We start from the raw sequence: 20,398 nt of genomic DNA, 5'->3' as shown, positions 1-20,398 counted from the left end.
GCCGCCGTGAGCTTCCCAGCCGCCTCACCCCTTCGTGGAGCCGAGCGTCAGCCCGGCGATGAAGTGCCGCTGGAGCAGCAGGAAGACGGTGATCGTCGGCAGCGCGACGAGCACGGATCCCGCCGCGAGCAGGTTGTAGTCCGTGAAGAACTGCCCGCGCAGGTTGTTGAGCGCCGAGGTGATCGGGAGCTTGTCGCCGTCGGAGATGAAGACCAGCGCCCACAGGAAGTCGTTGTACATCCAGGTGAACTGCAGCGTCCCCAGCGCCGCCAGCGCCGGGCGGCACAGGGGCAGGGTGATCCGCCAGTACTGGGTCCACACTCCGGCGCCGTCGACTTGACCGCGGCCTCCAGGATCTCGGTGGGCAGCGCACGCATGAAGTTCGCCAGCACGAAGACGCAGAAGCCGAGCTGGAAGCCGACGTTGACGGAGATGACGGCCCAGTACGAGTCGTACATCGTCATCGACTCGGACATCCAGTACGGCAGCTCGATGCGGTTGAACATCACGTACAGCGGCGTGACGATGACCTGCTGCGGCAGCAGGTTGCCCGCGGTGAAGAGGATGAGCAGGAAGAACCCGCCGCGGATGCGCAGCCGGGCCAGTACGAACGCGGCGAACGACGCCAGGAACAGCACGATCAGCACGCCGGGCACGGCGATGATGAGCGAATTGACGAAGTACTTGCTCATCTCCGAGTCGGAGAACGCCTGCCGGTAGTAGTCGAAGGACAGCTTGCGGGGGAAGGAGAAGTAGCCGTGCTCGGCGGTCTCCTCGTACGGGCGCAGCGAGGCGTACACGGCGAGCAGCAGCGGGGCCAGGAAGGCCAGCGAGACCCCGCCGAGGAAGATGTGCACGCCGAACCGGCCGCGGCGCGGCCGCTTCCCGGCCGTCCGGTCCGGTTCCTTCGCCGGCGCCGCGGCGGGGCGCGACGCGGTCGCGGTGGGGATGTCGGCGGTCATCGGCGTGCCTCCCCGCGCATCTCCTGCACCAGGTACGTCACGATGAACCCCAGGGAGACGGTGAGCAGCACCACGGCGATGGCGGAGCCGAAGCCGATGCGGCTGGCCTCGCCGATGATGTTGTCGGTGACGAGCACGGAGAGCAGTTCCAGGCCGTTTCTGCCCTTGTTGATGGCGTAGACGATGTCGAAGGCGCGTAGCGCCTCGATCACGGTGATGACGAGGACGACGACGTTGACCGGCCGCATCGTGGGGAAGACCACGCGCAGGAAGGTCTGCCGCTCGTTCGCACCGTCGATGGCTGCGGCCTCCTTCAGCTCCGGCGCCACCGCCTTGAGCCCGGCCAGATAGAGGATCATCACGTAGCCGGTGTGCCGCCAGCCGGCGGCCAGCAGCACCATCCAGATGTTGAGGTCGCGGTCGCCGAGCCAGTCGGTGGGGTTGTTCTCGTTGCCCAAGATGGCGTTCAGCGCGCCCTGGTCGCGGGAGAAGACGAGCTGGGCGATGAAGCCGACGACGGCGAGGGAGAGCACCACCGGCAGGTAGATCGTGGACTGGTAGAAGCGCGAGAAGCGCACGCCGCGGTCGATGACGACCGCGAGCAGCAGCCCGAAGGGGGTGGCGACCAGCCCCAGGAACGCGATCCACAGCAGGTTGTTGCGCACCGCCGGCCAGAACGGCGGGTAGTCGCCGCCGGCGAGCGTGTCGTAGTTGTCGCCGCCGACCCAGCTCAGATCGGACAGACCGTCCCAGGAGGAGAAGGAGAGGGTGATGGAGGCGACGGTCGGCCCCCAGATGATGAACAGGTCCAGCAGGATGGCGAAGCCCAGCAGCACGCCGATGACGGCGAGGTCGCGGGCGGTGAACCGCCGCGGACCCCGCCGTCGGGTGCGCCGCGCGTGGTTGACGAGCGGCACGGCGGGCTACTCCTGGCCCTCGGCGAAGATGGTCTTCTTCTGGCTCTCGATGCCGCCCAGCAGGCCGTCGATGTCGTCCGGGTCGTCGATGAAGTCCTGCAGCGCCTTGATCATGACCGTCGAGGCGAAGTCGGGGCGGGTGTCGCGGTCGAGGAACTGGGATATCTGTTTGGCGTTCGAGACCATCTCCGCCGCCTTCTTCTGGAGGGTCGAGTAGGCGGAGGTGTCGGCGCCGGAGTGCACGGCGACGTTGTTGGGGTCGGACTTCAGGTACGCGTCCTCGGCCGCGGGGGTGGCGAGGAACTTCAGCAGTTCCCGGGCGCCTTCCTCGTTCTTGACCTTGGACGACATCAGGAAGCCGTCGATGGGCGCCTCGACCGCGTCCTGCCCGTGCTCGGGGGATATCTCGGGGAACGGGAAGAAGTCGAGGTCCTCGCGGTCGGCCTCGGGGAACTGCTGGCCGGGGTGCGGCAGGCCGAGTACGGCCATGCCGGTCTTCTTCTGCGCCAGCGACTGGGCGGCCTCCTGCCAGGTGCGGCCGTTGGCGCCCTCGTCGTGGTACGGCATGAGGCCGCGCCACAGGTCGAAGACGTCGCGCACCCGGGGGTCGGTCCAGGACTCCTCGCCGGCCATCAGCGACTTGTGGAACTCGTACCCGTTGGCGCGCATGTCGAGATAGTCGAAGGTGCCCATGGCGGGCCAGCCGTCCTTGTCGCCGAAGGCGAAGGGGACCAGGCCGTCCTTCTGCATCTGCTTGGCCAGGGCGGTGTACTGGTCGAAGGTCGTCGGTATCTCGTAACCGCCCTGCTCGAAGACGCTCTTCCGGTAGAAGACCGCCCACGGGTAGTAGTAGTACGGCACGAAGTACTGCTTGCCGTCGGCGCCGGTGGACTGGTCCTTCAGCGCGCCGGAGAACCCGTCGAAGCCCTTCCACAGGTCGCTGATCTCCGTGAGCAGCCCGCGCTCGGCGAAGAACTGCATGCGGTAGCCGGCGAACCACATGAACACGTCGTCCGGCCGGCCCTGCAGATAGCGGTTGATGTTCTCCTGGAACGTGTTGTGGTCGACGGTGTTGACCTCGACCTTCTTCTTCGACTTCTTCTCGAACAGGTCGAACGCGTCCTGGAACGCCTTGCGGGGCACCTCGTCGGAGGCGTTCGAACCCAGCGTCACGGTCTTGCCGTCCCCGCCCGGACCGCTTCCGCAGGCGGCGAGCAGGGTCGGGAGGGTGACGGCGCCGGCGCCGAGAGCGGCTCCTCGCAGCAGACTCCGGCGCGTCATCGGTGGTGCGGTGGTGGGGCGGCCTACAGTCCTGCTGGCAGAAGATGAGGCGCTCATCGCTCCCCTTCCGTGGAGTGTTAACCAAACACAACCGAACGAAGATTGTGGGATCACACCTCCACCCACGGGCACTGTCAAGGGTTTTGACCGAGTGTCAGCCAACTGTTACCGCATCTCTTCCGACAGAAGCGAACAAGCTCTACCGTAAACGCTCGTGTGACGCGTCCATGACCTGTCCCGTTCGCAGCACCCCCACCCAGAGGAGTGGATCCGATGCGGAAACTGCCATCCGCACGAAGAGCCGTCAGACCGTACGCGCGCGCCGTGATCGGCGCCGCGGGGGCGGTCGCCCTGTGCACGGTCCTCACCGTGCCGGCCGCGGCGGCGCCCACGGGAGCCCAGAAGGAGAGCGCGACCACCGCCGCGAAGCCGGCGGCCCAGCCGGAAGCCCGGCCGAAGGCCCAACCGGAGGCCCGGCAGGAGGTCCGGCTGCCCGACGGGCTGGCGAAGACCCCGCCCATGGGCTTCAACAACTGGAACTCCACCCACTGCCGGGCGGAGTTCGACCACGAGATGGTCAAGGGCATCGCCGACATCTTCGTCGAACGCGGCCTGAAGGACGCCGGCTACGAGTACGTCAACCTCGACGACTGCTGGGCCCTCCCCGAGCGCGACGCGAACGGCAAGCTCGTCCCCGACCCCGTGCGGTTCCCCGACGGGATCAAGGCCGTGGCCGACTACGTCCACTCCAAGGGTCTGAAGATCGGCATCTACACCAGTGCCGGCACCAAGACCTGCAACTCCGCCGGCTTCCCCGGTGCCCTCGGGCACGAGGAGAGCGACGCGATGCAGTTCGCCGAGTGGGGCATCGACTACCTCAAGTACGACAACTGCAACAACCAGGGCGTCGACGCCGTCCAGCGCTACACCAAGATGCGCGACGCGCTGAAGGCCGCCTCCGAGACCACCGGCCGGCCCATCGTCTACAGCATCTGCGAGTGGGGCCAGAACAAGCCGTGGGAGTGGGCCGCCGACGTCGGCCACCTGTGGCGTACGACCGGTGACATCAGCGACAACTGGTCGAGCATGCTCGGCATCATGAAGCAGAACCTGCCGCTCGCCGAGTACGCGGGTCCGGGCCGCTGGAACGACCCGGACATGCTGGAAGTCGGCAACGGGGGCATGACCGACACCGAGTACCGCACGCACTTCTCGATGTGGTCGATCATGGCGGCGCCGCTGCTCATCGGCTCCGACCTGCGCACCGTGGACGAGGCGACGTTCGAGATCCTGGAGAACAGGGACGTCATCGCCGTCGACCAGGACCCGCTGGGCAAGCAGGGCGCCGTGGTCACCTCCGAGGACGGCCGGTGGGTCGTCTCGAAGGAGATGGCGGACGGCAGCCGCGCCGTGGCGCTCTTCAACGAGTCGAACGCGCCGCAGCGCATCTCCACCACCGCCGAGGCGGTCGGGCTGCCGGCCGCGGAGGGCTACCGGATGCGCGACCTGTGGCAGCACGCGGACTACAACACCGGCGGCGAGATCTCCGCGTCGGTGCCCGCGCACGGCACCGTGCTCTACCGCCTCTGGCCCGGTGACGGCGCCGGCTCCTACCCGCCGGCCGCCGAGTTCGGCACCGACGCGACCCCGTACGTCGAGGCGGGCGACGAGGCCGAGGTGACGACGACGTTCCGCAACACCGGCATCACCCCGGCGAAGAACGTCAGCGTCGCGCTCGACGCTCCCGCCGGCTGGCAGGCGGAGACCGACTCGCCCACCACCGCCAAGCAACTCGATCCGGGCGGCGAGCTGACCACCACGTGGCGGCTCACCGCCCCGGCGGACGCCGATACGGGCCGCCAGGAGTTCCCGCTCTCCGCCGACTACACCGCACCGTCCGGCCAGACGGTGTCGCTGACCTCGGCGGGCGCGGCGTACGTGGTCGCGAGCCCACCCGCGGGGACGACGTACGCGAGCGACTGGGAGTGGCTGGAGGCCGGCAACGGCTGGGGTCCGGTGGAACGGGACACCAGCGTCGGCGAGCAGCCGGCGGGCGACGGCAAGCCCCTCACCATCGGCGGCCGGACGTACGCCAAGGGCCTGGGCGTGCACGCCGCCAGCGACATCGGGTTCTACACCGGTGAGGAGTGCGAGACGTTCAGCGCCCAGGTCGGGGTGGACGACGAGACCGGGAACAACGGCTCGGTGTCCTTCGAGGTCTGGGCGGACGGCGCCAAGGTCGCGGACTCCGGCGTGCTGACGGGCGACAAGGCGGCGCAGCCGCTGTCCGCGGATGTCGGCGGCGCCCAGACCGTACGGCTGGTCGTCACCGACGGCGGCGACGGCGTGAACCACGACCACGGCGACTGGGCGGAGGCGAAGTTCGCCTGCTGACGCCCCGTCGCGCACCGCTGTGAGAGAGGGCGGGTGCGCCGCCGCGCCTGACGCACGCGGCGCCGCACCCGCCCGCGGGGCACCGGCCCGGCAGCACCCGCTGCCGTACGCGCCGGGCCGCTGCCCCGCACCGCACCCGGCCGTCAGCCGGACGCGGTGAACTTCGCGAGGCCCAGCTTCTGCGCCGCCGCCGCGGCGGCGCCGATCAGACCCGCGTCCGTACCGAGATGCGCCGGGACCACCGCCACGTCCGCGGCGTACGACAGCGCGGCGTACGCCTTCAGGTGCTGCCGCACCGGTGCGAACAGCAACTCACCGGCGGCCGCCACACCGCCGCCGATCACCGCGGCCTCGATCTCGACCAGCGTCGCGGTGGCGGCGATGCCCGCGGCCAGGGCCCTGGCGGCCCTGTCGAAGGAGGCGAGCGCCACCGGGTCGCCGGCGCGGGCCGCCGCGGCGACGCCGACGGCGGTGTCGTCGCCGTCCGGGCCCGGGGTCCAGCCGGCGGCGAGGGCGCGGCGGGCGATGTTGGGCCCCGAGGCGATCCGCTCCACGCAGCCGCGGCCGCCGCAGGGGCAGGGGTCGCCGTCGAGGTCGACGGAGATGTGGCCGATGTGCCCGGAGTTGCCGGTGGGTCCCGGATACGGGCGGCCGTCGAGGACGAGCCCGCCGCCGACGCCCGTGGAGACGACCATGCACAGCGCCGCGGACCGGCCGCGGGCGGCGCCCTGCCAGTGCTCGGCGGCGGCCATGGCGACGCCGTCGCCGACGAGCACCACGGGCAGTCCACGGGCGGCCTCGCGCACGGCGGCCACCAGCGGGTAGTCGCGCCAGCCGGGGATGTTGACGGGGCTGACGGTGCCCACGGAGGCGTCCACGGGTCCCGCGCTGCCGATGCCCACGGCGGTCGCGCGGGCCCAGCCCGCGGGGTCGGCGGCGGCCAGGTCGCCCAGCACGCCGGTCACGGCCGCGGCGATCGTCGCGCCGTCCGCGGTGGCGGGCGTGGGCCGCTGGGCCCGGGCCTGGAGCCGGCCCCCGACGTCGACGAGGGCCGCGGCCGTCTTCGTACCGCCGATGTCGAGCGCGGCGACGAGCTCGGTCGGCTGGGCGGCGACCATCGTGGCGTCTCCTGGGGGCCGGGGCGGGCGGCGGTTTGCGGTGCGCGGTCAGTCTGCCCGGACTGTGACAACGTTGTCTAGCCTCTATCATCAGGCGCGTGTCCGATCACCTCACCGGCCCGCAGCGGCCGCGCTACGGCAGCCGTCCGACGATGAAGGACGTCGCCGCCCGCGCGGGTGTCGGCCTCAAGACCGTCTCCCGGGTGGTCAACGGCGAGCCCGGCGTCACGCAGGAGACCGAGCGGCGGGTGCGGGAGGCCATCGACGCGCTCGGCTTCCGCCGCAACGACAGCGCCCGCATCCTGCGCAAGGGCCGTACCGCCACCGTCGGGCTGGTGCTGGAGGACCTGGCCGACCCGTTCTACGCACCCCTCAGCGGGGCCGTCGAGGAGGTCGCCCGCGCGCACGGCTCGCTGCTCATCCACGGCTCCAGCGGCGAGGACCCGGCGCGCGAGGAGGAGTTGGTGCTCGCGCTGTGCGCGCGGCGCGTGGACGGGCTGGTGGTCGTACCGGCGAGCACCGACCACCGCTATCTGGAGCCGGAGCTGGCCGCGGGCGTGGCCGCCGTCTTCGTCGACCGGCCGCCGGGGCGGATCAGCGCCGACACCGTGCTGTCCGACAACTACGGGGGCGCCCGCCGCGCGGTCGACCACCTCGTCGGCCACGGGCACCGCAGGATCGGCTTCATCGGCGACCACCCCCGCATCCACACCGCCGCCGAACGGCTGCGCGGCTACCGGGCGGCGATGGCGGACGCCGGCCTGCCGGTGGCCGCGGAGTGGTCCTCGCCGGGCAGCACGGAGCCGGCGCGGGTGGCGGCGGAGTGCGTACGGATGACGTCGGGTCCTGAACCGGTGACCGCCCTGTTCACGGGGAACAACCGGGTCACCGTCACCGCCGTACGGACGCTGACGGCCGGCGGCCGGACGGCGGCGCTGGTCGGCTTCGACGACTTCGAGATGGCCGACCTGCTCTCCCCCGGGATCACCGTCGTCGCCCAGGACCCCGCGGAACTGGGCCGCCGGGCCGCAGCCCGGCTCTTCCAGCGCCTCGACGGCGCGGCGGGCGGCCCGGAGCGGCTGGTGCTGCCGACCCGCCTGATCACCCGCGGCTCGGGCGAACACCCGCCGGCGCCCTGACGCTCAGGCGGTGCGTCAGGCGGGGGGGCGGGCCCGGGGGCAGGGCGGGCGCGGGGATTCGTCGGGCGCGGGGTCGCGTGAGGGGCGTAGAACTCCTGCCGGGGGCTCGCCCTTTCACCGGCGGGTGTGTTCCGATCATCATGCGAAGCCCGTACGAGCACCGCCGCCACGCGCACAGAAAGGCCGGAACCCATGGCCGCCCGTGAGATCCCCTCCGCCCCCGCCGACGTCCTGCCCGCCGACGCGGAGGCCGCCCTGCTGGTCGGGCGCCTGCTCGACCCCGCCGACGGCGGACCGAGTCTCGTCACCGTCCGCGGCGACACGCTCGTCGACGTCACCGCCCTCGGGCCGACCGTCTCGGACCTGCTGGAGCACCCCGACGCCGCCGGGCGCGTCCGCGGGGTGGCGGGCGGGCGGAGCTGGCCGCTGGGAGAAGTGCTGGCGGCCACCGCCGCCGGGGACACCGGGCGGGCGCGGCTGCTGGCGCCGGTGGACCTGCAGGTGCTCAAGGCGGCCGGGGTGACGTTCGCGGACAGCATGATGGAGCGGGTCATCGAGGAGCGCGCGGGCGGCGTCGCAGCCGCGGCGGACGAGATCCGGGCGCGGATCGGCGCGCGGCTCGGCACCCGGCTGGAGACGGTACGGGCCGGCAGCCCGGAGGCCGTCGAACTGCTGGCGTGGCTGCGCGAGCAGGGGCTGTGGTCGCAGTACCTGGAGGTCGGCCTCGGGCCGGACGCGGAGATCTTCACCAAGGGCCCGGTGCTGTCGGCCGTGGGGTACGGGGCGCGAATCGGCGTGGCCGAGGTCTCCGAGTGGAACAACCCCGAGCCCGAGTTGGTCCTCGTCGTCGCCTCCGACGGCCGCATCGCGGGCGTCACCCTGGGCAACGACGTGAACCTCCGCGATGTCGAGGGCCGCAGCGCCCTCCTGCTTCCCCAGGCGAAGGACAACAACGCCTCCACCGCCCTCGGCCCGTTCGTCCGCCTCACCGACGATGCCTTCACCGCCGACTCCGTACGCGACGCGACGATCGCCCTGTCGGTGCGGGGCGAGGACGGCTTCGTCCTCCGCGACTCCTCCGACATGGCGCGCATCAGCCGCCCGCTGGAGACCCTGGTCGCCCAGGCCGTGAACCGCCGCCATCAATACCCGGACGGCGTCGTGCTGTTCACCGGCACGCTCTTCGCCCCGACCGCGGACCGCGGCGCCCCGGGCAGCGGCTTCACCCACCGCGAGGGCGACCTCGTGGAGATCTCCACACCCCTCCTCGGCACCCTGCGCAACACCGTCACCACCAGCGAGCAGGCGCCCCCGTGGCAGGCAGGCATCCGCGCCCTGTACGCCAACCTCGCCCACCGCGGCCTGCTCGGGACGCCGACGTCATGACCTCTCCCCGCACGCCCGCCCCAGGGTAGGCCGCTCCGCTGACAAGCACGCGTCACCGGCAGCCGGCCCGGCCCTGCGGGCCCGTGCCTCCCTCCCGCCGGCCGCGCACCCGGTCCTCACCCCCGCGGCGGACGGCCCGCCAGCGCGTCGAGTTCCGTCCGCCCCAGGGCCGTGCGCTCCGTGACCTCAGCCTCGTCCACCGCCCCGCAGTCCAGGCCGCGCAGCAGGTAGCCGCTGAGGGCCCGCGCGGTCGCGGGCTCGTCCAGTACGTCACCGGCCCCGCCCCCGGTCCCGGAGCCGCGCCCCGCGTACGCCGCCAGGCGGGCGCACGCCGCGTTCAGGCCCTCGCGGTAGAACGCGTACACCGCCGCGTACCGCGTCGGGAGGTGGCCGGGGTGCATGTCCCAGCCCTGGTAGTAGCCGCGCGCCAACGACCGCCGCACCAGGCCGTAGTGCAGCCGCCAGGCCGCGTGCACCTGCGCCGTGTCGCCCACCGGCAGCACGTTCGTCGAACCGTCGGAGAGCCGGACGCCCGTGCCCGCCGCGGCCACCTGCATCACGGCCTTCGCGTGGTCCGCCACCGGGTGGTCCATCGACTGGTACGCCGCGCTCACCCCGCACGCCGCGCTGTAGTCGAACGTGCCGTAGTGCAGCCCCGTGGCCCGCCCGCCGGCCGCGTCGATCATCCGCGCGACGGTGGCGCGGCCGTCCGCGCCGAGGACCGCCTGCGTCGTCTCGATCTGGATCTCGAAGCCGAGCCGCCCCAGCGCGAGGCCGTGCGCCCGCTCGAACTCCCCCAGCAGCGCGGCCATCGCGCTCACCTGCTCCGGGTACGTGACCTTCGGCAGCGTCAGCACCAGCCCGTCCGGCAGCGTGCCGCCGCCTGCCCGCAGCAGCGCGGTGAGGAAGAGGTCGAGCGTGCGTATGCCGCGGTCGCGGACGGCGGCCTCCAGGCACTTGGCCCGGATGCCGGTGTACGGGGGCCCGCCACCGCCGGTGACGGCCTCGGCGACCAGCCGGGCGGCGGCCACCGCGGCGGCGTCCTCCTCGTCGTCGGGGCGCGGGCCGTAGCCGTCCTCGAAGTCGACGCGCAGGTCCTCGACCGGCTCGCGCGCGAGCTTGGCGCGCACCCGCTCGTACACCTCCGCCGCCGCCCCCTCCGGCAGCCCGAGCGCGGCGGCGAGCACGCCGGCGTCCGGCGCGTGCGCGTCGAGGGCGTCGAGGGCCCGGCGCCCCCACTCCCGTGCGGTACGGGCGCCGAAGGCGTCGGCGGGGACGTAGACGGTGTGCACGGGCTGGCGGGTGCCGGGGTCGCCGGGGTACCGGCGGGCGAGTTCGGCGTCGACGGGGGCGAGGGCGGCGGCGATCCGGGCCCGCACGGGGGCGCCGATCGACGTCGCGGCCGAGTCGTCCTGTGCCACCATGCACCCTCCCGGCGTTCAACAAAACGTTGAAGCGAACGTATCCGGGCGTCCGCGAAGCGTCAACGGACCGCACTCACCCCCGGCGAGCACCCGCCGCGCCGTGCCGGGTGCACAGCCACAGCACGAACCCCAGCCCGCTGAACCCCGCACCCAGCGCGCAGACGGCGCCCCATCCGGCCGCCGCGTAGAGGGAGGTCGCGGCGATGGCGCCGGTGGCGCTGCCGACCGAGTAGAAGACCATGTAGCCGCCGATGAGGCGGCTGCCGGCGTCGGGGCGCAGCGCGTGGATCAGAGTCTGGTTGGTGACGTGGACCGCCTGCACGGCGAGGTCGAGCAGGATCACCCCCGCGACCAGCGCCCACAGCGAGCTGCGCGTGAAGGCCAGCGGCAGCCACGAGACGGCGAGCAGCGCCAGGGCGATGCCCGTGGTCCGCCCGGAGAGCCCGCGGTCGTACAGGCGGCCCGCCGCGGACGCGGCCAGCGCGCCGACGACGCCGATCAGGCCCAGCATCCCGATGGCGCTGTGCGACAGGGAGTACGGCTCCTCGCTCAGCGGCAGCGCGACGCTGCTCCACAGGGTGCTGAACGCGGCGAAGATCAGGAGCCCGAAGAGCGCCCGGAGCCGCAGCAGCGGTTCCCGTACGAACAAGGTGACGGTGGAGCACAGGAGTTGCCCGTAGCGCAGGTGCGTCGGCGGGGTACCGCCGTGCCGCGGCAGCACGCGGTACAGGACCAGGGCGAGCAGGGCGGTGAGCGAGGCCGAGGCGAGGTAGACGGAGCGCCAGCCCGCGAGGTCGGCCAGGACGCCGGAGACGGTACGGGCGAGGAGGATGCCGGTGACCACGCCGCCGGTGACGAGTCCGACGACGCGGCCGCGCGCGGCGGGCGGGGCCAGCGAGGCGGCGAAGGCCACCAGCGTCTGCGTGACGACCGCCAGCAGCCCCATCGCGGCCATCCCCGCGAGCAGCACCGCCGCCGTGGGCGCGGCGGCCACCGCGGCCAGCGCCGCCACCAGGAGCAGCAACTGGGTCACGACGAGCCGCCTGCGGTCGGCCATGTCGCCCAGCGGCACCAGGAGGAAGAGCCCGAGCCCGTAGCCGACGTGCGTGAGGGTGACGATGCCGCCGACGAGTGCGGGGCTCATGACGAGGTCGTCCCCCATGGCCACCAGAAGCGGCTGGGAGAAGTAGACGTTGGCGACCGCGGCGCCGCAGGCGACGGCGAACAGCATGACGATGCCGCGGGACAGGGCGGGCCCCTCCCCGCCATGGACTTCGATGTGTCGTGTCGCGGCGTCAGCGCTGCCGGACATGGGCACTCCCCTCGCTTCCGGTTTCATCTTGCTACCGGCGAGACGGTAGCCCGGCTTGGTAGCATGTTGCAACTGACTTCGAGAGGGGAACGCCATGGTGGCCAGGACGCGCTTCGACGACAGCGAGTGCCCCGTCGCCCGGTCGGTGGACGCGATCGGCGACTGGTGGTCGCTGCTGATCGTGCGGGACGCCTTCGACGGCAGCAGGCGCTTCGGGGAGTTCCAGCGCAGCCTCGGGGTGGCGAAGAACATCCTCACCGCGCGGCTGCGCACCCTCGTCGACGGCGGCGTCCTCGCCTCCGTCCCCGCCTCGGACGGCAGCGCCTACCGCGAGTACGTGCTGACGCCGAAGGGCGAGGCGCTCTTCCCCGTCATCGTGGCGCTGCGGCAGTGGGGCGAGGAGAACTTCTTCGCGCCCGGCGAACCGCACTCGGAGTTGCTCGACCGGCGGGAGGGACGGCGCCTGCGCGGGCTGGAGGTGCTGTCGGCGGACGGGCGGCGGCTGCGTCCCGACGAGACCGCCGTCCGCAAGGTCACCGCCGGGTGAGCCGCGTGTGACGTCCCGGGCCTCAGGACCAGGCGTCGGCGAGCCACGCGATCCACAGCGTGACCGGCACCGCGAGCGTCAGCAGGCGCAGTGCGCCGTCCGCCGTCGCGGCGGCGGTGCGGTGCGGCGGCCAGGGCAGGGGGCGTACGTCGGGATCCGTGCCCGGCAGCGGGGTCCCGGCGGCCGCGGCGGCGGCCGCCGCCAGGGACGCGGCGGCTCGTCCGGCCGGAGTCAGCGCGTCCGGTACGTCACCGGGGCGGCCCGCACCGTCGGCCCCGCCCGAGCCGCCCGAGCAGTCCGCCGACGGCACCTCGGCGCCCCACTCCCGGGCCACGTCCGCGAGGAGCGTCCGCTGTCGGGCGCCCGTGCCCCGGTCCGGCTTCCCGCCCGGCCGGTCTCCGCGCGGACCGCCGGGGCCGCCGGCCCGCAGCACGAACGCGGACTCCTCGTCGAAGACGACGTACGGCACCGTGCCCTCCCGCTCCGGCCCCGACGCGACCGCCGTCAGCAGCGCCGGGTCCCGGTCCGCCGCGCGCAGCAGCGCTCCCGCCCCGCGCACCGCGGCCGCCGCCTTTGCCCCGGTCAGGATCCGGCCGCCGCCCGCGACCGTCGTACGCACCGCCGCCCCCGCCGCACCGGCGGGCACCACCAGCGACGCCGCGCCCGCCCCCGCGACCAGCCAACTGCCGCCCCGCGGCCGGAACCCGCGCCGCCGCAGCCAGTACCCCGCCACGCTCGCCGCGCCCACGACGGCCGCCGCCCCGAGCAGCCACGGCACCGGCACGTCGCCGGTGAGCCGCAGCAGCACCAGCAGGGCGTAGGCCACCGTGAACCGCGGCCAGGTGCCCGGCAGCCCGCCGTACGGCGGGCTCCACTCCCGTGCGCCGCGCGGCAGCCAGGCATACGGGCTCGTGCCACCGCTCCCGCTCATGCGCCGCATCCTCCCACGCGCCGCACACCCGCGACCACGGCGCCGCGGCGGCGCCTCCGCGGCGTCTCCGGACACGCGGAAGGGCCCGCGGCGCACCGCGGGCCCTTCCGAACGGCAGTAACTACTGCGCGCGAACCGCTACCGCGCGCCGCGGCGAGCCGCGCCCGCCGCTCAGCCCTTGCGGGCCTTGACCTCACCGGTGAGCTGCGGGACGACCGCGAACAGGTCGCCGACGACGCCGTAGTCCACGAGGTCGAAGATCGGCGCCTCGTTGTCCTTGTTCACGGCCACGATCGTCTTCGACGTCTGCATGCCGGCCCGGTGCTGGATCGCGCCGGAGATGCCGGCGGCGATGTAGAGCTGGGGCGAGACGGTCTTGCCGGTCTGGCCGACCTGGTGCGAGTGCGGGTACCAGCCGGCGTCCACCGCCGCCCGGGACGCGCCGACGGCCGCGCCGAGGGAGTCGGCCAGCTCCTCGATGAGGCGGAAGTTCTCCGCGCCGTTGACGCCGCGGCCGCCGGAGACGACGATCGCCGCCTCGGTCAGCTCGGGGCGGCCCGTCGACTCGCGCGGGGTCCGGCCCACGACCTTCGTACCGCCCGCGGACTCGCCGAAGCCGAACGTCAGCTGCTCCACGGCGCTCTCGACCGGGGCGGCCTCGGGGGCGGCGGAGTTGGGCTTGACGGTGATGACCGGGGTGCCGCGCGAGACGCGCGACCTGGTGGTGAACGCGGCGGCGAACACGGCCTGCGTGGTGACCGGGCCTCCCCCAGAGGCTTCGCCCTGGGCGGTGCCCCCATCGCCGGCCTCGACGTCCACGGCGTCGGTGATGATGCCGGAGCCGATCCGCACCGCGAGGCGCGCGCCGATCTCCTTGCACTCCACCGACGACGGCAGCAGCACGGCGGCCGGCTGCACGGCGTCGTACGCGGCCTTCAGCGCGTCGACCTTCGGGACGACGAGGTAGTCGGCGAACTCGGCGGCGTCGGCCGTCAGCACGCGCACCGCGCCGTGCTCCGCGAGCACGGGCGCCGCGGCGTCGACGCCGGGGCCCAGGTGGAGGGCGACCGGGTCGCCGATCCGGCGGGCGAGGGTCAGCAGCTCCAGCGTCGGCTTGCGCACGGCGCCGTCGACGTGGTCGACGTAGACGAGGACTTCAGTCATGGATCTCGTTCTCCTGCGATACGAGGGCGGAAGGCGGAACGGCGAAGGGGGTGCGGGGACTCAGATGAACTTCTGGCCCGCGAGGAACTCGGCGAGCTGCTTGCCGCCCTCGCCCTCGTCCTTGACGATCGTGCCGGCGGTGCGCGGCGGGCGCTTCGTGGCGTCCTCGACCTTCGTCCAGGCGCCCGCCAGGCCGACCTCCGCGGCGTCGATGCCCAGGTCGTCCAGGTCCAGGGTCTCCACCGGCTTCTTCTTCGCCGCCATGATGCCCTTGAACGACGGGTAACGGGCCTCGCCCGACTGGTCGGTCACGGACACGACGGCCGGCAGCGCCGCCTCCAACTGCTCGCTGGCGGCGTCGCCGTCGCGGCGGCCGGTGACCTTGCCGTCGGCGACGGCGACGGTGGAGAGCTGGGTCACCTGGGGCACGCCCAGGCGCTCGGCGAGGATCGCCGGCAGCACGCCCATGGTGCCGTCGGTGGAGGCCATGCCGCAGACGACGAGGTCGTAGCCGACGTGTTCGACGGCCTTGGCCAGGACCAGCGAGGTGCCCATCACGTCGGTGCCGTGCAGCTCGTCGTCCTCGACGTGCACGGCCTTGTCGGCGCCCATGGACAGGCCCTTGCGCAGCGCGTCGCGCGCGTCCTCGGGGCCCACGGTCAGCACGGTGATCTCCGCGTCGTCCGCGGCCTCGGAGATCTGCAGGGCCTGTTCGACCGCGTACTCGTCCAGCTCCGACAGCAGGCCGTCGACGGCCTCGCGGTCGGTGGTCAGGTCATCGGAGAAGTGCCGGTCGCCGGTGGCGTCGGGCACGTACTTCACACAGACAACGATCCTCAAGCTCACGCCGGCTCTCCTACCGCTTCGTATCGAGACACTGCCGTGCTGGCAGCATAGGCGCCATCGACGGCTCCCACCGGGCGGATCCGGTGGTCGCCGTCCAGTTTATTACTCGCCAGTAAACCCGTGCGGGCGCCCATCGCTCAAGCTCGTTCGGCTGTGACATTTCCTACCCGTTCCGCGGGTCCGGGCTCACCGGTCACGGCCACTCCCAGCGCGGCGATGACGTCCGCCTTGCGCGGCAGGCCCGCGGCACGGCGTACGACCCGGCCGTCCGCGTCCAGCACGAGCACGGTCGGCGTCCGCTCCACCTCCAGCCTGCGGACGAGCCCGAGGTGGCTCTCGGCGTCCACGTCCACGTAGACCACGCCCGCGACCATGCCGGCCACGTCCGCGAGGATCCGCCGCGTGGCCGCGCAGGGGCGGCAGAAGGCGCTGGAGAACTGCACGAGCGTGGCCCGCTCCCCCAGCCCCGGCGCGTCGAGGTCGGCCGCCGTCAGCCGCTCCACCGGCCGCTCCGCCACCGCCCGTTCCGCCGTGCCGTCCGCCATGCCTTCCAGCATGCAGCACCGCAGCGGGGGCGATGACAAGATCCCGTCACGCCGATGGGTGGGTCTGGCGCGGTGCGCGCACGTCGTGCACGATCGGGGGTGTACGTAGCTACGCACGCGTCACTTCCGCCGGGAGCTCCTGACCCTCCGGGCCGGAGAAGGGACCAGCCCGGCATGGCAGACCTCGTCTACCCGCCCGTCGTCGGCATCTGCAAAACCGCCTTCAAGGCGATGGACCTGCGGATCGACCTGAAGGGCCAGGAGCATGTGCCGCGCCGCGGCGGCGCGGTCCTGGTGAGCAACCACATCAGTTATCTGGACTTCGTCTTCTGCGGTTACGCGGCCCGGCCGGCGAAGCGGTTCGTGCGCTTCATGACCAAGGACTCGGTCTTCCGCCACCGCGTCTCGGGACCACTGCTGCGCGCGATGAGGCACATTCCGGTCGACCGCGCGCAGGGCGGGCAGGCGTTCTCGCACGCGCTGCGGGCGCTGCGCTCGGGCGAGGTCGTCGGGGTCTTCCCGGAGGCGACGATCTCGCAGTCGTTCACGCTGAAGTCGTTCAAGTCGGGCGCCGCACGGCTGGCGCAGCAGGCCGGGGTGCCGCTGCTGCCGATGGCGGTGTGGGGGACGCAGCGGATCTGGACCAAGGGCCGGCCGCGCGACTTCGGGCGGAACCACCTGCCGATCACGATGCGCCTGGGCGCGCCGGTGCCGACCGGGGACGGGGTGGCGGACGCACCGACGGAGGCGGCGCACGAGGATGCGGAGAAGCTGACGGAGCGGCTCAAGGGCCGGATCCAGGAGCTGCTGGAGGCGGCGCAGCGCGCATATCCGGACAGCCCGCGGGGGCCGGGGGACGACTGGTGGCAGCCGGCGCACCTGGGCGGCAGCGCGCCGGCACCGGGGGTCTGAGCGGCGGAGGTCTGAGCAGGGGGTCTGAGCGGCGGGGCTGAGCGCCGGGCGGGGCCCGGGACGTGTCCCCGAGCCTGGCTCGACCGGCCGCGCTCCCTCCCTCGATCCCGACTTCAGGTCGAGGGTGGGACCCGGGGTCGCGGCGCGGGCGGGCCTCAGGCCGGGTCGCGGATCTCGATGTCGGCGCCGGGTGAACTCTTCTGCAGCGCCTCGGCCAGCTCCTGGGCCGCGGCGGTCAGTTCCTCGTACGTCATCGGCTCCTGCCGCTCCAGGAGGAACAGCGCGTTCGTGGAGTCCTCGGTGAGCCGGGTGCGCACGCCCTGGCGCCAGTTCCAGCGGCGGCAGGTCACGCCGGCGCCGTCGCGCCAGACGACCTCGCCCGGGTCGGGGTGCTCCTCGTCGAAGCGCTCCTCGCCGGTGGCGCGGACGAGGTGCATGTCGCCGTCGATGTGGTCGGTGTCCTCGCCGCCGACGGGAACGAGGTGGGCGACGCTGACGGCGTTGTAGATGTCGACCAGCCGGTTGATGCGGGGCAGACCGGCGTCGGCGAGGGCGCGGCGTGCGAGCGCCTCGGCGGAGTTGCGGAACTTGGACGGCTTGGCGCCGAAGGCGGCGTACGCGGCCCGCCACGCCTGCATGTGCGGGTCCTGCTGCGGCGGGGTGTCGCCGAGGCGCGCGGCGAGGCGGCGGGCGGCGTCGTCGAGGAGCGCCGCGCCGGCGGCGTCGCTGGGGCCGCCGACGAGGCCGCGGGCGAGGACGGTGACGTGGGCGAAGCCGGGGGCGAGGGCGCGTACGTCGTCGGCGACGTGGGTGCGGAGGGGCATGCGGTCCTTCTGCGGTTCGGGGCGGGTACGGCGGGCGGCGGCTTTGTCAGCGGGGCGGCCTACCCTTGGGCGGGTGTGCGGGGGTGTGTGGGGTTTTTGGGGTTTTCGGGCTGTGGGACTCGGAGTTCCGGGGGCGGTGCGGGGCCTGGGGTGTGGAGTGCGGGGCGCGGGCGTCACAGGGCGGTGGGGAGGATGCGGTCAAGGTGGCGGCGGTCGGCGGCCGCGCGGAGCGCTTCGAGGGTAGCCGGGTGGGGCGTCGCACGGACCAGCGGGTCGTCGCGCTCGCCGGCCGACAGGTCGGGGGCGAAGGCCAGTTGCTCGCGGTCGAGGCGGAACTGCGCGTCCACGCCCGGCTTGTTGCCGCGGGGGTCCTGCCGGATCCAGTCCCGCCCGGGCAGCCGTAGCGCGACCAGGCCGTGCAGCACGCCGAGGTGCTGGTAGCAGAAGCCGGCCGGGATGCCCTGGGCGCGCAGCAGCGCGACGAGGGCGTGGGCCTTGGCGTAGCAGATCCCGGTGCGGGCCTTCAGCACGTCCGAGGCGCGGCAGGTGACGCGCAGGTCCCCGGCGTCGTTGGAGTGCGGGATCGTGTCCCGTATGAACTCGTAGGCGCCCTTGGCGTACGCCTCCGGCTCCTCCGCGACCTCGCGCAGCCGGAACGCGGTCCCCGCCACGAGCGGGTGCTCGTGGTCGACGACCGCGTCGGCGGCGAGGTACGCGGACAGGTCGGGCCGCTCCTGCTGGAGTTCCATGCAGGGGAGCGTATAGGCATGCGGCGGTTACGTCCTCCGCATTTCCTCCGCAACCGCGGCGGCGAAGGTGTCGACGTCCTCCTCCGTGGTGTCGAAGGAGCACATCCAGCGCACCACGCCCTCCGCTTCGTCCCAGAAGTAGAAGCGGAAGTCCTTCTGCAGCGCCAGCGACACGTCGTGCGGCAGCCGGGCGAAGACGCCGTTGGCCTGCACGGGGTGCAACACCTCGACGCCGTCGACGTCGCGCACGCCGTCGGCGAGGCGGCGGGCCATCGCGTTGGCGTGGCGGGCATTACGCAGCCACAGGTCCTTGGCGAGCAGCGCCTCGAACTGGGCCGAGACGAAGCGCATCTTGGAGGCGAGCTGCATCGAGAGCTTGCGCAGGTGCTTCATCGCGCGCACGGCGCCGGGGTCGAGCACGACGACGGCCTCGCCGAGGAGCATGCCGTTCTTCGTACCGCCGAAGGAGAGGATGTCGACGCCGACGACGTTGGTGAACGCGCGCATCGGCACGTCCAGACTCGCCGCCGCGTTGGCTATCCGGGCGCCGTCCAGGTGGACGCGCATGCCGCGGCGGTGCGCGTGGTCGCAGATGGCGCGGATCTCGTCCGGGGTGTAGACCGTGCCGTACTCGGTGGCCTGGGCGATCGAGACGACCTGCGGCATGGCGCGGTGCTCGTCGTCCCAGCCGCGCGCCTCGCGGTCGATCAGATCGGGGGTGAGCTTGCCGTCCGGCGTCGGCACGGTCAGCAGCTTCAGCCCGCCGACACGCTCGGGGGCGCCGCACTCGTCGACGTGGATGTGCGCGGTGTCCGCACAGATCACCGCGCCCCAGCGGTCGGTGACGGCCTGCAGCGCGACGACGTTGGCCCCGGTGCCGTTGAAGACCGGGTAGACCTCGGCGTCCATGCCGAAGTGGCCGCGGAAGACGTGTTGCAGGTGTTCGGTGTAGTCGTCCTCGCCGTAGCTGACCTGGTGGCCGCCGTTGGCGAGGGCGAGCGCCGCGAGGATCTCCGGGTGCGCGCCGGCGTAGTTGTCGCTGGCGAAGCCGCGCGCCGCCGGGTCGTGGCGGCGCTTGGCGTCGCTGCGCGGGGCCTGTCCTGCGGCCGCCGTGGTCGTCGTGGTCATGGCCGGGCGGTGAGCCACAGGCGGGTCCCGTTCAGTTCTTGCGCGGGCCTGTCCCAGACCTCCGCGATGGTGTCGGCAAGGTCGTCCACGTCGGTGAAGCCCGCGAACTTCGCGTTCGGCTTGGCCTGCCGCATGGCGTCGTTCACCAGCGCCTTGACGACCAGGATGACGGCCGCCCCGGCGGGCCCGTCCAGCCCTTCGGCCTCCCCGGCCTTGCGGAAGCCGTCGGCCATGGCCAGGGTCCACGCCTCGGCGCCGGCCTTGGCGGCGGCGTACGCGGCGTTGCCCGCGGTGGGCTGGCTGGCGCCGGCGGCGCTGACGAGGACGTAGCGGCCGCGGCCGCTGCGGCGCAGCGGCTCGTCGAAGGCGAGGGAGGTGTGCTGCACCGTACGCAGGAGCAGGTCGTGCAGCACGGTCCAGTCGGCCAGGTCGGTGGTGGCGAAGGACCGCGAGCCGCGCCAGCCGCCGACGAGGTGGACCAGGCCGTCGACGCGGCCGTAGTCCTTCTCGATGCGCTCGGCCCAGGCCCGGGCGGCGTGCAGGTCGAGCAGGTCGACCGTGTCGCCGGTGACCGACGCCGCGCCGCCGCCGGCGGCCCGTGCCGCGTTCACGGACTCGGCCAGGCGCTCGGCGTCCGCGTCGCAGCCGACGAGGGCGGCGCCGGACCTGGCGAGCCGGCACAGCGCCGCCCGCCCCGCGGGTCCGCCCGCTCCCGCCACGGCCACGACCGCGCCCGAAAGCGGGCCGCCGTTTCCGTTCGTGCCGTTTGCCCCGGGGCTCATGACGATCTCCTCCTCCGCTGCCCTGCCGACCGCGGGG

General features: G+C 73.2%; 18 protein-coding genes and 1 pseudogene. 5 read left to right on the top strand and 14 right to left on the bottom strand.

What is annotated here, in order from left to right:
* Positions 1–24: 24 nt before the first annotated feature.
* The 3 genes and pseudogenes from ABGA99_RS03770 to ABGA99_RS03760 all read right to left on the bottom strand — a co-directional run bounded on the left by ABGA99_RS03770 (position 25) and on the right by ABGA99_RS03760 (position 3,160).
* Positions 25–962: pseudogene (locus ABGA99_RS03770) on the bottom strand (carbohydrate ABC transporter permease).
* Positions 959–1,879 (bottom strand): sugar ABC transporter permease, encoded by a 921-nt coding sequence (locus ABGA99_RS03765; RefSeq protein ID WP_347576966.1) that lies wholly within the window; start codon positions 1,877–1,879, stop codon positions 959–961. The pseudogene ABGA99_RS03770 and the gene ABGA99_RS03765 overlap by 4 nt, the downstream one beginning before the upstream one ends.
* A 6-nt stretch (positions 1,880–1,885) precedes the next feature.
* Positions 1,886–3,160, bottom strand: coding sequence for an ABC transporter substrate-binding protein (locus tag ABGA99_RS03760; RefSeq protein WP_347576965.1), 1,275 nt, complete (start codon positions 3,158–3,160; stop codon positions 1,886–1,888).
* Between the two features lie 273 nt (positions 3,161–3,433).
* Between ABGA99_RS03760 and ABGA99_RS03755 the strand changes: the two genes are divergently transcribed.
* Positions 3,434–5,554 carry an NPCBM/NEW2 domain-containing protein gene (locus ABGA99_RS03755; protein ID WP_347576964.1) on the top strand — a complete coding sequence of 707 codons (2,121 nt, stop codon included), beginning with the start codon at positions 3,434–3,436 and terminating at the stop codon, positions 5,552–5,554.
* 143 nt (positions 5,555–5,697) lie between these two features.
* Here the strand turns inward: ABGA99_RS03755 and ABGA99_RS03750 are convergent, their stop codons facing one another.
* The gene (locus tag ABGA99_RS03750) at positions 5,698–6,672 is read right to left on the bottom strand and encodes an ROK family protein (RefSeq protein WP_347576963.1); all 975 of its coding nucleotides are present in this window, start codon (positions 6,670–6,672) and stop codon (positions 5,698–5,700) included.
* A 152-nt stretch (positions 6,673–6,824) separates the two neighbouring features.
* On the opposite strand from ABGA99_RS03750, the gene ABGA99_RS03745 reads away from it, so the two are divergent.
* Positions 6,825–7,811, top strand: coding sequence for a LacI family DNA-binding transcriptional regulator (locus ABGA99_RS03745; protein ID WP_347582223.1), 987 nt, complete (start codon positions 6,825–6,827; stop codon positions 7,809–7,811).
* A 192-nt stretch (positions 7,812–8,003) separates the two neighbouring features.
* Positions 8,004–9,197: a fumarylacetoacetate hydrolase family protein gene (locus ABGA99_RS03740; RefSeq protein ID WP_347582146.1), complete on the top strand. Its 1,194-nt coding sequence runs from the start codon at positions 8,004–8,006 to the stop codon at positions 9,195–9,197.
* A 116-nt stretch (positions 9,198–9,313) separates the two neighbouring features.
* Here the strand turns inward: ABGA99_RS03740 and ABGA99_RS03735 are convergent, their stop codons facing one another.
* A complete protein-coding gene (locus ABGA99_RS03735; RefSeq protein ID WP_347582145.1) occupies positions 9,314–10,621 on the bottom strand; it encodes an aldolase in 1,308 nt (435 codons plus the stop codon).
* 73 nt (positions 10,622–10,694) lie between these two features.
* The gene (locus ABGA99_RS03730) at positions 10,695–11,852 is read right to left on the bottom strand and encodes an MFS transporter (protein WP_347582222.1); all 1,158 of its coding nucleotides are present in this window, start codon (positions 11,850–11,852) and stop codon (positions 10,695–10,697) included.
* Positions 11,853–12,027: 175 nt separating this feature from the next.
* Between ABGA99_RS03730 and ABGA99_RS03725 the strand changes: the two genes are divergently transcribed.
* Positions 12,028–12,480 (top strand): helix-turn-helix domain-containing protein, encoded by a 453-nt coding sequence (locus tag ABGA99_RS03725; protein WP_347576960.1) that lies wholly within the window; start codon positions 12,028–12,030, stop codon positions 12,478–12,480.
* Positions 12,481–12,502: 22 nt separating this feature from the next.
* Here the strand turns inward: ABGA99_RS03725 and ABGA99_RS03720 are convergent, their stop codons facing one another.
* The 4 genes from ABGA99_RS03720 to ABGA99_RS03705 form a co-directional block, all read right to left on the bottom strand.
* Complete coding sequence (locus tag ABGA99_RS03720; protein ID WP_347576959.1) at positions 12,503–13,411, bottom strand: hypothetical protein; 909 nt, start codon at positions 13,409–13,411, stop codon at positions 12,503–12,505.
* A gap of 171 nt (positions 13,412–13,582) precedes the next feature.
* A complete protein-coding gene (locus tag ABGA99_RS03715) occupies positions 13,583–14,575 on the bottom strand; it encodes an electron transfer flavoprotein subunit alpha/FixB family protein (RefSeq protein WP_347582144.1) in 993 nt (330 codons plus the stop codon).
* Positions 14,576–14,635: 60 nt separating this feature from the next.
* Positions 14,636–15,421, bottom strand: coding sequence for an electron transfer flavoprotein subunit beta/FixA family protein (locus tag ABGA99_RS03710; protein WP_347576957.1), 786 nt, complete (start codon positions 15,419–15,421; stop codon positions 14,636–14,638).
* Positions 15,422–15,558: 137 nt separating this feature from the next.
* The gene (locus tag ABGA99_RS03705; RefSeq protein WP_347576956.1) at positions 15,559–15,966 is read right to left on the bottom strand and encodes a thioredoxin family protein; all 408 of its coding nucleotides are present in this window, start codon (positions 15,964–15,966) and stop codon (positions 15,559–15,561) included.
* A 174-nt stretch (positions 15,967–16,140) separates the two neighbouring features.
* Here ABGA99_RS03705 and ABGA99_RS03700 point away from each other — a divergent pair, with 174 nt between their 5' ends.
* Positions 16,141–16,878 (top strand): lysophospholipid acyltransferase family protein, encoded by a 738-nt coding sequence (locus ABGA99_RS03700; protein WP_347576955.1) that lies wholly within the window; start codon positions 16,141–16,143, stop codon positions 16,876–16,878.
* A gap of 155 nt (positions 16,879–17,033) precedes the next feature.
* Here ABGA99_RS03700 and ABGA99_RS03695 read toward each other — a convergent pair whose 3' ends face one another.
* The 4 genes from ABGA99_RS03695 to ABGA99_RS03680 form a co-directional block, all read right to left on the bottom strand.
* A complete protein-coding gene (locus ABGA99_RS03695; protein WP_347576954.1) occupies positions 17,034–17,702 on the bottom strand; it encodes a phenylalanine--tRNA ligase beta subunit-related protein in 669 nt (222 codons plus the stop codon).
* 173 nt (positions 17,703–17,875) lie between these two features.
* Positions 17,876–18,451 carry a transglutaminase family protein gene (locus ABGA99_RS03690; protein ID WP_347576953.1) on the bottom strand — a complete coding sequence of 192 codons (576 nt, stop codon included), beginning with the start codon at positions 18,449–18,451 and terminating at the stop codon, positions 17,876–17,878.
* A 27-nt stretch (positions 18,452–18,478) separates the two neighbouring features.
* Positions 18,479–19,579 (bottom strand): low specificity L-threonine aldolase, encoded by a 1,101-nt coding sequence (locus tag ABGA99_RS03685; protein ID WP_347582143.1) that lies wholly within the window; start codon positions 19,577–19,579, stop codon positions 18,479–18,481.
* Positions 19,576–20,361, bottom strand: a complete 786-nt coding sequence (locus tag ABGA99_RS03680) for an SDR family NAD(P)-dependent oxidoreductase (protein ID WP_347576951.1) — start codon at positions 20,359–20,361, stop codon at positions 19,576–19,578. The genes ABGA99_RS03685 and ABGA99_RS03680 overlap by 4 nt, the downstream gene beginning before the upstream one ends.
* Positions 20,362–20,398 lie beyond the last annotated feature (37 nt).

Source organism: Streptomyces sp. B5E4 (assembly GCF_039871555.1).
Classification (GTDB): domain Bacteria; phylum Actinomycetota; class Actinomycetes; order Streptomycetales; family Streptomycetaceae; genus Streptomyces.
This window is presented reverse-complemented; position numbering and strand designations above follow the sequence as displayed.

Bases quoted from the DNA above. Each gene is read 5' to 3' on its own strand.
- ABGA99_RS03730 (WP_347582222.1), bottom strand. From the start codon at position 11,852: ATGCTGTTCGCCGTCGCCTGCGGCGCCGCGGTCGCCAACGTCTACTTC.
- ABGA99_RS03720 (WP_347576959.1), bottom strand. From the start codon at position 13,411: ATGAGCGGGAGCGGTGGCACGAGCCCGTATGCCTGGCTGCCGCGCGGC.
- ABGA99_RS03705 (WP_347576956.1), bottom strand. From the start codon at position 15,966: ATGGCGGACGGCACGGCGGAACGGGCGGTGGCGGAGCGGCCGGTGGAG.
- ABGA99_RS03690 (WP_347576953.1), bottom strand. From the start codon at position 18,451: ATGGAACTCCAGCAGGAGCGGCCCGACCTGTCCGCGTACCTCGCCGCC.
- ABGA99_RS03760 (WP_347576965.1), bottom strand. From the start codon at position 3,160: ATGACGCGCCGGAGTCTGCTGCGAGGAGCCGCTCTCGGCGCCGGCGCC.
- ABGA99_RS03740 (WP_347582146.1), top strand. From the start codon at position 8,004: ATGGCCGCCCGTGAGATCCCCTCCGCCCCCGCCGACGTCCTGCCCGCC.
- ABGA99_RS03755 (WP_347576964.1), top strand. From the start codon at position 3,434: ATGCGGAAACTGCCATCCGCACGAAGAGCCGTCAGACCGTACGCGCGC.
- ABGA99_RS03700 (WP_347576955.1), top strand. From the start codon at position 16,141: ATGGCAGACCTCGTCTACCCGCCCGTCGTCGGCATCTGCAAAACCGCC.
- ABGA99_RS03750 (WP_347576963.1), bottom strand. From the start codon at position 6,672: ATGGTCGCCGCCCAGCCGACCGAGCTCGTCGCCGCGCTCGACATCGGC.
- ABGA99_RS03695 (WP_347576954.1), bottom strand. From the start codon at position 17,702: ATGCCCCTCCGCACCCACGTCGCCGACGACGTACGCGCCCTCGCCCCC.
- ABGA99_RS03680 (WP_347576951.1), bottom strand. From the start codon at position 20,361: ATGAGCCCCGGGGCAAACGGCACGAACGGAAACGGCGGCCCGCTTTCG.
- ABGA99_RS03685 (WP_347582143.1), bottom strand. From the start codon at position 19,579: ATGACCACGACGACCACGGCGGCCGCAGGACAGGCCCCGCGCAGCGAC.
- ABGA99_RS03735 (WP_347582145.1), bottom strand. From the start codon at position 10,621: ATGGTGGCACAGGACGACTCGGCCGCGACGTCGATCGGCGCCCCCGTG.
- ABGA99_RS03745 (WP_347582223.1), top strand. From the start codon at position 6,825: ATGAAGGACGTCGCCGCCCGCGCGGGTGTCGGCCTCAAGACCGTCTCC.
- ABGA99_RS03715 (WP_347582144.1), bottom strand. From the start codon at position 14,575: ATGACTGAAGTCCTCGTCTACGTCGACCACGTCGACGGCGCCGTGCGC.
- ABGA99_RS03725 (WP_347576960.1), top strand. From the start codon at position 12,028: ATGGTGGCCAGGACGCGCTTCGACGACAGCGAGTGCCCCGTCGCCCGG.